Source organism: Streptomyces sp. ICN903 (genome assembly GCF_022015835.1).
Taxonomy (GTDB): Bacteria; Actinomycetota; Actinomycetes; order Streptomycetales; family Streptomycetaceae; genus Streptomyces; species Streptomyces fenghuangensis.
Window position 1 is genome coordinate 1 of record NZ_JAKMAY010000208.1, and the last position, 10,200, is coordinate 10,200.

General features: G+C 73.4%; 12 protein-coding genes and 1 pseudogene. 9 read left to right on the forward strand and 4 right to left on the reverse strand.

Going from position 1 to position 10,200, the window contains the following annotated elements:
* The 4 genes and pseudogenes from L7D48_RS19905 to L7D48_RS19920 form a co-directional block, all read left to right on the forward strand.
* A pseudogene (locus tag L7D48_RS19905) lies at positions 1–663 on the forward strand (DNA polymerase III subunit gamma and tau); the annotation flags it as partial.
* A 185-nt stretch (positions 664–848) separates the two neighbouring features.
* Positions 849–1,184, forward strand: coding sequence for a YbaB/EbfC family nucleoid-associated protein (locus tag L7D48_RS19910; protein ID WP_093851813.1), 336 nt, complete (start codon positions 849–851; stop codon positions 1,182–1,184).
* A gap of 125 nt (positions 1,185–1,309) precedes the next feature.
* Positions 1,310–1,909: a recombination mediator RecR gene (gene recR, locus L7D48_RS19915; RefSeq protein WP_093657343.1), complete on the forward strand. Its 600-nt coding sequence runs from the start codon at positions 1,310–1,312 to the stop codon at positions 1,907–1,909.
* Positions 1,902–2,579 carry a DUF5063 domain-containing protein gene (locus L7D48_RS19920; protein WP_237880944.1) on the forward strand — a complete coding sequence of 226 codons (678 nt, stop codon included), beginning with the start codon at positions 1,902–1,904 and terminating at the stop codon, positions 2,577–2,579. Before recR ends, L7D48_RS19920 begins: the two co-directional genes overlap by 8 nt.
* 95 nt (positions 2,580–2,674) lie before the next feature.
* On the opposite strand, the gene L7D48_RS19925 is transcribed toward L7D48_RS19920, so the two are convergent.
* The 4 genes from L7D48_RS19925 to L7D48_RS19940 all read right to left on the reverse strand — a co-directional run bounded on the left by L7D48_RS19925 (position 2,675) and on the right by L7D48_RS19940 (position 6,704).
* Entirely contained in the window at positions 2,675–5,785 is a 3,111-nt protein-coding gene (locus L7D48_RS19925) for a VCBS repeat-containing protein (protein ID WP_237880946.1), read from the reverse strand.
* A 237-nt stretch (positions 5,786–6,022) separates the two neighbouring features.
* On the reverse strand, positions 6,023–6,256 hold the full coding sequence (locus L7D48_RS19930) for a hypothetical protein (RefSeq protein WP_237880948.1): 234 nt from the start codon (positions 6,254–6,256) through the stop codon (positions 6,023–6,025).
* The gene (locus L7D48_RS19935; RefSeq protein WP_237880963.1) at positions 6,253–6,468 is read right to left on the reverse strand and encodes a hypothetical protein; all 216 of its coding nucleotides are present in this window, start codon (positions 6,466–6,468) and stop codon (positions 6,253–6,255) included. The genes L7D48_RS19930 and L7D48_RS19935 overlap by 4 nt, the downstream gene beginning before the upstream one ends.
* A complete protein-coding gene (locus L7D48_RS19940; protein ID WP_237880950.1) occupies positions 6,465–6,704 on the reverse strand; it encodes a hypothetical protein in 240 nt (79 codons plus the stop codon). The genes L7D48_RS19935 and L7D48_RS19940 overlap by 4 nt, the downstream gene beginning before the upstream one ends.
* A 120-nt stretch (positions 6,705–6,824) precedes the next feature.
* Between L7D48_RS19940 and L7D48_RS19945 the strand changes: the two genes are divergently transcribed.
* The 5 genes from L7D48_RS19945 (at position 6,825) to L7D48_RS19965 (ending at position 10,116) form a co-directional block, all read left to right on the forward strand.
* Positions 6,825–7,679: a helix-turn-helix transcriptional regulator gene (locus L7D48_RS19945; protein WP_237880952.1), complete on the forward strand. Its 855-nt coding sequence runs from the start codon at positions 6,825–6,827 to the stop codon at positions 7,677–7,679.
* Positions 7,663–7,869, forward strand: a complete 207-nt coding sequence (locus L7D48_RS19950; RefSeq protein WP_237880955.1) for a DUF397 domain-containing protein — start codon at positions 7,663–7,665, stop codon at positions 7,867–7,869. The genes L7D48_RS19945 and L7D48_RS19950 overlap by 17 nt, the downstream gene beginning before the upstream one ends.
* A gap of 179 nt (positions 7,870–8,048) precedes the next feature.
* Positions 8,049–8,435, forward strand: coding sequence for a YciI family protein (locus tag L7D48_RS19955; protein ID WP_237880957.1), 387 nt, complete (start codon positions 8,049–8,051; stop codon positions 8,433–8,435).
* Positions 8,436–8,463: 28 nt separating this feature from the next.
* The gene (locus L7D48_RS19960; protein WP_237880959.1) at positions 8,464–9,732 is read left to right on the forward strand and encodes an RNA polymerase sigma factor; all 1,269 of its coding nucleotides are present in this window, start codon (positions 8,464–8,466) and stop codon (positions 9,730–9,732) included.
* A gap of 108 nt (positions 9,733–9,840) precedes the next feature.
* Positions 9,841–10,116 carry a hypothetical protein gene (locus tag L7D48_RS19965; RefSeq protein ID WP_237880961.1) on the forward strand — a complete coding sequence of 92 codons (276 nt, stop codon included), beginning with the start codon at positions 9,841–9,843 and terminating at the stop codon, positions 10,114–10,116.
* Positions 10,117–10,200 lie beyond the last annotated feature (84 nt).

Consider the following 10,200-nt stretch of genomic DNA (forward strand, 5'->3'; position numbering starts at 1 on the left):
GCCCAGTCCCCCGCGCCGCCCCAGGGCGGCGCCGACGCCGGGCAGGGAGCCGCGCAGGTGCGGCAGATGTGGCCCGACGTCCTGGAGGCCGTCAAGGGCCGCCGCCGGTTCACCTGGATCCTGCTCAGCCAGAACGCGCACGTCGCCGGGTTCGACGGGACGACGCTCCGGCTCGGCTTCTCCAACCAGGGGGCCCGCGACAGCTTCGCCAACGGCGGCAGCGAGGAGGTGCTGCGCGCGGCGCTGGCCGACACCTTCGGTGTGCAGTGGCGGATCGAGTCCGTCGTCGATCCCTCCGGCGGTTCCGCGCCGCCGCAGGGGCAGGCCCCGTACTCCCCCGGGGGTGCGGGGGGCTTCCGCCCGGCCGCCGCGGCGCCCTCCGCCCCGGCCGCGCAGCCTCCGTCCTCCGCGCCGTACGGGCAGCAGCCGGCGCCGGCCCGGCCGCAGCCCCAGCAGTCGCAGCCGCAGTCCTCCCGGCCGCAGGCGCCCCAGGCGCCCGCGCCGCGCGGCGAGGCCGAGCCGCCGCCCCCGCCGCCCGTGGCGCCGGAGGACGACATGCCCGCCGAGGACGACCCGGATCTGGACGAGACCGCCCTGTCCGGTCACGACCTGATCGTGCGCGAGCTGGGCGCGACGGTGCTGGAGGAGCTGTACCACGAGTGACGCCCGCCCGTGTGTCCGCGCGTGCGTCCGCGTGTCCGCCGGGGAGGGAAACGGTCCGGGCCCGACGAGGCCAAGAGGCAGGGGAAACGCGTACGCTCAGGGGTACGGAGTACAAGGCGGGCGCGTACGCGGCGAGCACGTGTACGCACACGCACACGTCGTCGAGCGAGCCAGGAGCGAATCCCGTGATCCCCGGTGGTGGCCAGCCCAACATGCAGCAGTTGCTTCAGCAGGCCCAGAAGATGCAGCAGGACCTCGCCGCCGCCCAGCAGGAGCTGGCCGACACCGATGTCGAGGGATCGGCGGGAGGCGGCCTGGTGAAGGCCACGGTCTCCGGTTCCGGTGAGCTCAAGGGCCTGGTGATCGACCCCAAGGCGGTGGACCCGGAGGACACCGAGACCCTCGCCGACCTGGTCCTGGCGGCCGTCCGCGACGCGAACGCCGCCGCGCAGGAGCTCCAGCAGCAGAAGCTCGGCCCCCTCGCCCAGGGGCTGGGCGGCATGCCGGGCCTGCCTTTCTGAGGACGGCCCGGCACGGACCGCGCGCCGGGTGCATGGTGCACCGAAAAGCGGAAATGAGCGTACGGTCGGCGCGGGGACCGTACGGGAGCGACAAGGGCAGAGCGGGAAGAGTGGAGTAGGCGGCCGTGTACGAAGGCGTGGTTCAGGACCTCATCGACGAGTTGGGCAGGCTGCCCGGCGTCGGTCCCAAGAGCGCGCAGCGGATCGCCTTCCACATCCTGCAGGCCGAACCGGCGGACGTCCGCCGCCTCGCCCACGCGCTGACCGAGGTGAAGGAGAAAGTCCGGTTCTGCGAGGTCTGCGGCAATGTCGCGGAGGCCGAGCGGTGCAGGGTCTGCCAGGACCCGCGCCGCGATCCGTCGGTCATCTGCGTCGTGGAGGAGCCCAAGGACGTCGTGGCCATCGAGCGGACGCGCGAGTTCCGGGGGCGTTACCACGTCCTCGGCGGCGCGATCAGCCCGATCGAGGGCGTGGGCCCGGACGATCTGCGGATCAGGGAACTGCTGGCCAGGCTCGCCGACGGCACCGTCACCGAGCTGATCCTGGCCACCGACCCGAACCTCGAAGGGGAGGCCACGGCCACCTACCTCGCGCGCATGGTGTCCTCCATGGGCCTGCGCGTGACCAGGCTGGCCAGCGGTCTCCCCGTCGGAGGAGACCTGGAGTACGCCGACGAGGTCACGCTGGGACGTGCCTTCGAGGGGAGAAGACTGCTCGATGTCTGAAGCCAAGCCCGAGAACCGCAGCCAGGACCGCGGCCAGGACCGCAGCCCGGACGATTTCGCGGTGCAGATCGCGGACCAGGTCGAGAGCTTCCTCGTGGCGGTCACCGAGGTGGCCAAGGGGGACGAGCCGGACAGCGCCGTCCCGTACCTGCTGCTGGAGGTGTCCCAGCTGCTGCTCGCGGGCGGTCGCCTCGGCGCCCACGAGGACATCGTCCCGGAGGAGCGGTACGAGCCGGACACCGGCCCGGAGCCGGACGTCGACGAGCTGCGCATGCGGCTCGCCCGGCTGCTGGACCCCGTGGACGTCTACTCGGAGGTCTTCGACCCGTACGCGCGCAGCGCTCCGGTCGCCTGCCGCATCTCCGACGACATCGCCGACGTGGTCACCGACCTGCGCCACGGCATGGCCCACTACCGGGCCGGGCGGATCAGCGAGGCGCTGTGGTGGTGGCAGTTCTCCTACCTGTCCAACTGGGGCCCCACCGCCTCCGCGTCCCTGCGCGCCCTGCAGTCGCTGGTGGCCCACGTCCGCCTCGACACCCCCCTCGACGAGCTGGAGGGCCTGGACACGGACACCGACGCCGACGACCTCCAGCTGGAGAGGGAGGCCGGCGCGGTGATGGCGGCGGAGATCGCCGCCCCGCTGGGCATCAAGCCGACGCGCGACTGACCCGGGACGGGCGGCCTCGTACGGAAACCGACCGGGCACGGAAACCGACCGACGGGCCGGGTGCGGAACGCGCCCGGCCCGTCGTCCGGCAGCGGTCAGAACAGGCCCTTGTAACCGCCCCAGCCGGTGCCGATCTGCTGGCGTCCGCGGAAGGTGCCGTCGCCCTTGCCGTGGTTGCGGTAGAGCACGCCGTCGGTGTTCCGCACGACGATGTCGGCGTGGCCGTCGCCGGTGATGTCGCCGACGCCGACCACAGTGTCGTAGGACAGCCCCCACTTCGCGGAGAGCTGGACGCGGCTCTTCAGCAGGCCGGTGCCGGTGCCGTCGTAGCGGAAGAGGGCGCCGTCCTTGCGGTGGGCCAGCAGATCGCCGTGGCCGTCGCCGTTCAGGTCGCCGACGCCGACGATCTTCGTGTACGTCCACCCCGAGCGGATCTTCCTGCCCGCCGCCAGCGTCCCGTCGGCCTTGGCGGCGAACAGGTGGATGTCACCGGTGGAGGTCCGGCGCGCCAGCAGGTCGGCGCGCCCGTCGCCGGTCAGGTCGCCGGGCGAGGTCAGCATGTCGTAGGCACCCCAGCCGGTGCCCAGGGCGGTGTAGGGGGTGTCGGGGGCGACCGCCTCCCCGCACTCGGGCCGGTAGCCGCGCAGTTCCCCGTCCGGCATCCGCACCAGCAGGTCGTTGCAGCGGTCGCCGTCGAGGTCGCCGAAGGAGACCGGGGTGATCCGGTTGGACCAGCCGTAGGCGCCGTTCTTGCCGGAGAAACCGCCCGATCCGTCGCCGTGCTGGAAGGTCAGCCAGCCGCCCGAGCTGACGGTCACCAGATCGCCCACCCCGTCCGGCTGCTTGGGCCCGGCGTGGTCGTGGCGTATCTTGCCGGCGCCGCGCAGCACGGTCGTGCCGCCGTAGGTCAGGGCGGGGCCGTGGCCGTCGGCCGGGGTGACCGCCAGCGTCCAGTCGTACCGGCCGTCGGGCAGGAACACGTCCTGGGAGCCGCCCGGGTGGAGGCCGCGCCAGCCCACCTCCAGCCGGCCGCGGATCGCGCCGCCGGTGGACGTGCCCACCGTCCGGCCGGTCACCGCGTCCCGCACGGTCAGCGTCCAGCCGGCGGCCGGCTTGGACAGCAGCACCGAGGTCAGCGGGGTGGGAGCGGCCTCGGCGGTGGCCGCCCACACCTCGGGGGACTTCCTCGGCGCGCCGACGGCGGTCAGCGCGCCGGTGGGCGCGCCGGAGGGCACCAGGTGGACGCGCTCCCGGTCGTCCACCCAGGCGGCGTGGCCGCCGAACTCGTCCACCGTCCAGCGCACATGGCGCTGCGAGCGCCCGGTGTCGGGCAGGTGGCCGATGACCCGGCCGGTGGCCGCCCCGCCGGTCACGGTGGTCAGCGTCAGGTCGCCGGACGCGCGGTCGTGGGTGACGACGTAGCCGTCGCCCAGCAGCGCCTCACCGGCCGGCACGGCCACCGTCGTCCCCGCCGCGCGGTCGTGGGCCACCGACGGCGCGGTGCCGGAGCAGTCGACGTACAGCCACCGGCCCACGGCCTGTAGCTCCTCCGGAGCGCAGTGGGCCCCGGTGTCCACGGTCGCGGCCGTCCTCCTCGCGGCCAGGTCGTAGCCGGTGACGGTGCCCGGCTCAGCACCCGGGGTCCACAGCACATCGCCCCACACCGCCGCCGGGCCCGGATCGCGGGTGAGTGCGGGGGGCCCGTGGTGTCCGATCCTGAGCACGGTCTGCCGTCCGGGCGCGGTGTGGACGAGGTAGTGGCCGGACACGTCCGTGATCCGCCCGCCGGAGGGGACGCGCTGTTCGGAGTAGTCGTTGTGGACGGACGGCCAGCCGCTGTTGGTGCGGAGGGTGTCGGTGTCCTCGTCGGCCCGGAGCAGCCAGGCGATCCGTCCGTCCGCGGGGCTCAGGATCTGCTCGCAGCCGATCTCCTGTGTGGGGCAGACGGGGATGAACGAGCCGTCGCCGAGGAACCGGGTGCGCTCTCCCGCCTCGGGGGCGCCGGTCGTGGGCAGCGTACGCGCCCAGCTCTGCCGCCGGTTGTGGCCCGCGGCGCTGTCGGCGACGACCAGGCGGCCGTGGGACAGCGTCAGCCCCTGGACATCCAGGGGCGGGCGGGGCAGCGGTTTGAACACGGTGGCGGAGGGCCGGCCGCCGCCGTCCGCGGCCAGGCGCTGCAGGGCCCACTCGCCCGTGGTGTCCCGGGCGACGACGACGGCGGTCCCGCCGGGGCCTGCGGAGACCCGGGGGCGTGCCTGCTCCAGGAGCGTGACCGGCTCGCCTCCCGCCATGGGCGCGGCCTTGACCACCACGAGGTTCGGCCCCGCGCTCTGTGTGTAGACCAGCCAGTCGCCCGCCGCGGCCAGGTCGAGCGACGGCTGGACGTCCCCACCCTCGATCAGGGTCTCGGCCGGGGCGGCGGCCGGGGCGGTGCGGGCGACCGACAGGACGGCCGGAACGGAGGTGCTGTACATCACGAGGCGGTCCTCGGTGAGGGCCGCGTAGTGGTAGCCGCCGGGCAGCGGTGCGGTCCAGTCCTCGACCCGGCCGGTCACGCGGTCGGCGAGGACCATCCGCCGCTGCCCGTCGATCTGCGCGCTGAACACCAGCGTTCGCTCGTCGGCCGCCAGCGGGTTGCCGACGAGGGAACCCGCGGGCAGGCCGGTGATGGCCACGTTCCGCGTGGTGCCGTCGGGTTCCGCCGTCAGCAGGTGCATCACGCGGACGTCCGTGCCGTCCTCGGCCGTGACCGTGTGGCGGGTGACGACCGTGCTCCCGAGGGTCCGGTAGTAGGAGTGCCCCTCGGGTATCCGCACGGTGCGGGTGCTCTGCCCGGCCGCGTCCCACAGGACGACCTGGTCGCCCAGCCGGTAGGCGAGGGTGTCGCCGCCGGTCGCCCGAGCGTCGGCGGTGTCCCCCTCCGGTGCGGACACGGGGAAGGTCCTGCCGTCGGAATAGCGGGTCCACACCAGACCGGAGTGGCCTTCCAGGCGGTGGAAGGCGCCCAGAGCGCCGGCGCCGTCCAGGTCCGACGGGCTGCTCGCCGGGAACAGCGACACGGACAGGTCCGCGGAGCGCTGCGTGGCCGGGACCACCGTCTCCTGCGGGGTGTCCGCCGCCGCCGGTGCCGGGGCGAGGGCGAGCAGACCTGTCGCCAGCGAGAGCGCGGTGGCCGTCGCCAGGGCGAGACGGGCGTGCTGGTGCATACGGGAACACTCCTGCTGCCTGCGGGGGCGTGGTGCGGCCCGGTCGATAGAGGGTGCTTTCCGCCCGACTCCCCTGTCGTGGAAGGCATTTGACGCAGGGATTCCGGGCGTGCGGCCATTGGGAGACCAACGAGGGGGCCCGAGGGTTGTACGGGAGCGCCGCGGGGCGCGCCGCACCGGCGGCGCGCCGTGCCGCTGCCACGCCGTCGCACCGCCTTCCCGCGGGCCGGGCGGGCGTCAGCGCATCCAGGCGCGCCAGGGGCGGTGGATGATCTCGCGGTAGGTGTGGTGGGAGGGGTTGCGGCCCGCGTGGACGAGCGCCCAGCGCTGGGCGTCCTGGAAGTCCACGCCCGCCCCCGACCGCCGCCCGCACACCGCGCACTCCATCGCGTACGTGACGGGCTCGGCGTCGGGCTCGCGGTCGGGCTCCAGCGTCCAGCTGGCGAAACGGATCACACTGCGCGTGCTCACGGCAGCCTCCTCGTACGGTCGCGGTTGATCTCGGTGACCCGGGCGCGCAGCTCCTCGCACGTCCCGGCCGGCCGCAGCGCGTCGGCCGGGCAGTCCCACTCCAGCCCTCCGCCGGGCGGCCGCAGCTGCACCAGCCCGCCCACCGTCCCCATCACCTGCCCCACCCGGTCGCTGCGGCTGTCCACGACGTAAGAGCCGACGACGGGGTTCACCTCTTCTCACCCTCCGTGACCGACCGTGCGAGTGCTGCGGCCAGCCGCCGCGCCGTGGCGGGGGTGCAGCGGCCCAGTTCCACCAGCGGCGGATCGGCCGTCTCGCCCGCGTACGAGACGAGGTCCACGCGCAGCGAGGGAAGCGTGACGCCCGCGCCGAGCAGCGCCTTCCGCAGCTCGTCCACCGCCTCCTCCGCGACGCCGAGCCGTTCACGATCGGGCTGTCGTCCTGTCACGACCACGCCTGGCCTCCTGTGCATGCCGAGAGTTTCCGAATGGATACCCAGAGTGGCGGCCGAAAGCTACGCTCGCCAGAGTTAGACCGATGCGGTGAACCTTGTTGGGGGAGTGACGCCATGGCCAGCGGTGGCAGCGGACCGGGCCGTCCCGGGCGGCCGAAGATCGGCTGGGAGTTCTTCGGATCCGAGCTGAGACGCCGCCGTGAGGCGGCGGGCGTCACCCAACAGGAGCTGGGTGAGCGGGTGTTCTGCTCGGGCTCGTACATCGGGCAGTTCGAGTCGGCGGTCCGCAAACCGCAGTTGGAGCTTGCCCGCCGCTTCGACGAGGAGCTGGACACGGACGGCTACTTCTCGCGGATGTGCGAGGAGTTGATCAACAGTTCGCCGTTCGCCGACTACTTCGCGGAGGCGGCGGAGTTCCAGACCCTCGCCACCACGATCTGCACCTACTCGCCGACGCTGGTGCCCGGCCTTCTCCAGACGGAGGGGTACGCCCGCGCGGTCTTCCGGGCGGCTCAGCCGTTCCGCCCGGCCGAGTGGAACGAGGAGGGTGTCAGGAGCCGGATGGCGCGGGCACGGCTTCTGGAGGGTCCAACAGCACCCGAGTTGTGGGCGATCCTGGACGAGAGCATCCTGCGGCGCCCCATCGGCAGCGACGCCGACATGGCTGAGCAGTTGCGGCACGTCGGCGAACTCGCGAAGGGTGACCGGGTGCTCGTACAGGTGCTGCCGTTCAGCGCGCGGGCACACGCGCTGCTGGAGGGGAACCTGACCGTGATGACGTTCGTGGACGCGCCGCCCGTGGCGTACGTTGAAGGCCCTTTCAGCGGGGAGTTGTTGGACGATCCGGCGGTGGTGGGCAAGTGTGAGGCCGCCTTCGACCACGCGAGGGCGTCCGCGCTGTCGCCCGACGTCTCCCTGGCCATGATCGAGTCGGCGGCGAAGGAGTACGAGCGTGGGTGTGAAGCGTGATCTGACCGGCGCGCACTGGCGCAGGTCGAGCTACAGCGGAGGCAACAACGGCGACTGCATCGAGGTCGCCGACAACCTCCCCGGCCTGATACCCGTGCGCGACTCCAAGCGGCCGTCCGGCCCGGTGGTGCTGTTCTCCGCCGAGGGCTGGGGGCCGTTCGTGGCGGCCGTCAGGGGCGGCCGGCTCTGAGTCGGGTCCTCGCCGGTCCCGGGCCGGGACCGGCCCGGGACCAGCCCGGGACCGGGCCGGAAAAAAATTCCTGGGAAAAGTCCGGGGAGCTGTCGATCCGGTCGTCTCCCGATCGACGCATGGGTGAGAGGCGGGAAGAGAGCCCGCCCCCACCACCCGAACCGAGCAGAGGAGCCACCATGCCCCGCTTCATGTCGCTGATCCAGGTCGACGAGCAGAGCATCGCCACCCAGGCCCCCGACCCCGACTTCGAGAAGCGCATGGGCGCGCTGTTCGAGGAGATCACCAAGGCCGGGGTCATGCTGGACACGGCCGGGCTCACCCCGACCTCCCAGGCCACCCGGCTCCACTGGTCGGGCGGGAAGATCAGCCAGACCGACGGTCCCTTCACCGAGAGCAAGGAGGTCGTCGGCGGCTACGCGCTGCTCCAGGTCAAGGACAGGGCCGAGGCCCTGGAGTGGGCCAGGCGGTTCCTGGAGGCCCACCCGGAGCACTGGAACGTCACCGCCGAGGTCCGCGAGATCCAGGAGGGCCCGTCCGACCCGTCCGAACTTCCTTGCCCCTGAGGCCGCGCGGCTGCTCTGATGGGTGGCCGTGACGGGAACGGACGCGGTCGACACGACCGGTACGGGCAGTACGACGGCCGAGACGGTCGAGACGGTGTTCAGGATCGAGTCCGCGCGGATCATCGCCGCCGTGGCCCGCGTCGTGCGGGACGTCGGGCTGGCGGAGGAGATCGCGCAGGACGCCCTGGTGGCGGCGTTGGAGCAGTGGCCGGAGTCAGGCGTACCGGAGCGGCCGGGCGCCTGGCTCACGGCCATCGCCAAGCGGCGCGCGATCGACCTCGTGCGCCGCAGGGAGACGTACGCGCGCAAGCTGGCCGAGGTCGGGCGGACGCTGGAGGACGCCCCGCCGCCGCCCGAGCCCGCCGATCCGGACGACATCGACGACGACCTGCTGCGGCTGGTCTTCACCGCCTGCCACCCCGTCCTCTCCACGGAGGCCCGCACCGCCCTCACCCTGCGGCTGCTGGGTGGGCTGACGACGCAGGAGATCGCCCGCGCGTTCCTGACCTCGGAAGCCACCGTCGCCCAGCGGATCGTGCGGGCCAAGCGGAAGCTGGCGGCGGCCGGGGTGCCCTTCGAGGTGCCGTACGGCGAGGACCGGGCCGGGCGGTTGTCGTCCGTCCTGGAGGTCGTCTACCTGATCTTCAACGAGGGCTACTCGGCGACGGCCGGCGACGACCTGTGCCGCCCGACGCTGTGCGAGGACGCGCTGCGCCTGGCGCGTGTGCTGGAGGGGCTGATGCCGGGCGAGCCCGAGGTGCACGGGCTGGCGGCGCTGCTGGAGATCCAGGCGTCCCGCGTCCCGGCGCGCACCGGTCCCGGCGGCGAGCCGGTGCTGCTCGCCGACCAGAACCGCGCCAAGTGGAACCGCATGCTGATCCTGCGCGGCCTGGAGGCCCTGCGGCGCGCGGGGGAGGGCCCGTACGGCCCCTACTGCCTCCAGGCCGCGATCGCCGCCTGCCACGCGCGGGCGGTGAGGTACGAGGACACCGACTGGGCGGTGATCGCCGCGCTGTACGGGCGGCTGGCGGCGCTGGCGCCCTCGCCTGTGGTGGAGCTGAACCGGGCGGTGGCCGTCTCCATGGCCGAGGGGCCCGAGGCCGGGCTGAGGCTGGTGGACGCCCTCACCGGTGAGCCCGCACTGCGCGGCTACCACCTGCTGCCCAGCGTCCGGGGCGACCTGCTGGAGCGCCTGGGGCGCGGGGAGGAGGCGCGCGCGGAGTTCGAACGCGCCGCTTCCCTGACGCACAACGAGCGCGAGCGCCAACTGCTGCTGGGACGCGCCCGGCACTCGTGACCCGAGCCCCGTGACCCGAGCCCCGGGAACCGCCCGGTACGGGATGCCGTGCCCGATGGGATGCTCTTCGCGAATGCGCTCCGGACGGGGCGCTCGGGGAGGGAAACGGTGTCGGTGTTCTTCTGGGCGGCCACAGCGGTGATGGCCGTGGCACTGGGTGTGGCGGGCGTACTGGCCCTGGCCACGGGACGCCTTCTGTTCCCCTGGCTGCGCCGGAGCGTGAGGCGGCCGGGCACGTGGGGCGCCGGGGCTCTGCTGATGGCGTTGTCGCTCGCGGTGGGCCGGTGGGTGCCCTCCGGAATCCACCTTCCGCTGATGCTGGGCGGACTGGTGCTGGTCCTGCTGGCCCAGACGGGGAGAGCGCGCGGCGCGTCCCCGGAGTGAGGGCCGTTGCGGGGCCCGGGGCTCAAGCTCCGGGATTCGAGCGCTGCTTGTGAGGAATGGGCGGCTTGGTACAACCCGCCCACC

Bases quoted from the DNA above. Each gene is read 5' to 3' on its own strand.
- L7D48_RS19955 (WP_237880957.1), top strand. From the start codon at position 8,049: ATGCCCCGCTTCATGTCGCTGATCCAGGTCGACGAGCAGAGCATCGCC.
- L7D48_RS19945 (WP_237880952.1), top strand. From the start codon at position 6,825: ATGGCCAGCGGTGGCAGCGGACCGGGCCGTCCCGGGCGGCCGAAGATC.
- L7D48_RS19920 (WP_237880944.1), top strand. From the start codon at position 1,902: ATGTCTGAAGCCAAGCCCGAGAACCGCAGCCAGGACCGCGGCCAGGAC.
- L7D48_RS19925 (WP_237880946.1), bottom strand. From the start codon at position 5,785: ATGCACCAGCACGCCCGTCTCGCCCTGGCGACGGCCACCGCGCTCTCG.